Origin of the sequence: Pseudomonas psychrophila, from assembly GCF_001043005.1 — a bacterium.
GTDB lineage: Bacteria > Pseudomonadota > Gammaproteobacteria > Pseudomonadales > Pseudomonadaceae > Aquipseudomonas > Aquipseudomonas psychrophila.
The window spans coordinates 1-543 of sequence record NZ_JYKZ01000101.1; the positions used below are offsets into that span (position 1 = coordinate 1).

The window sequence follows — 543 nt, forward strand, 5'->3', positions numbered from 1 at the left end:
CAATGCCAGGCCAGCCCCAGAAGCCAGCGCCAGAGTCAATCCGTTGCGTTGATATAACTTGCCCATCACCTGTGGCCATGCGTATTCGGCGTAGGTATCAAGGCGTACCTTGGCCATTGCCTTGGGTACATTGACCCCGAATTCATGGGGGGCGGCGTACTGGCAGGCGTGCAGACATGCACCGCAGTTGTGGCAAAGGTTCGCCAGGTAATGGATGTCCGCCTGAGTGAACTCCAGGCGCCGGGTCATCGCCGGAAATACCGCACAGAAACCTTCGCAATAACGACAGGCATTGCAGATGGTCATCTGTCGCTCGACTTCACTTTCGTCAAGATTCAGCACCGGGATCAAGTCGCCCGAGGCCTTGGGATCAAACAGTTGCATGCGAAGACTCCGTATTCACAGATGAAGCGCCAAAGCCCACTGCGGCGGCGGCTTGTACACCGGCTATGCGGCCGAACGCTGTACCAATGGCCATGCCGATACCCGCGGTATAGCCCTTGCCCAGCACATTACCGGCCATCATTTCTCCGGCTACGAACA

Annotated in this window: 2 pseudogenes; both read right to left on the reverse strand. The window is 57.5% G+C overall.

The features are described 5' to 3' along the window. Positions 1 to 384: pseudogene (gene tcuB / locus TU76_RS24280) on the reverse strand (tricarballylate utilization protein TcuB); the annotation flags it as partial. Further along, positions 371 to 543 (reverse strand): annotated as a pseudogene (locus tag TU76_RS25335) (FAD-dependent tricarballylate dehydrogenase TcuA); the annotation flags it as partial. The pseudogenes tcuB and TU76_RS25335, both read right to left, overlap by 14 nt.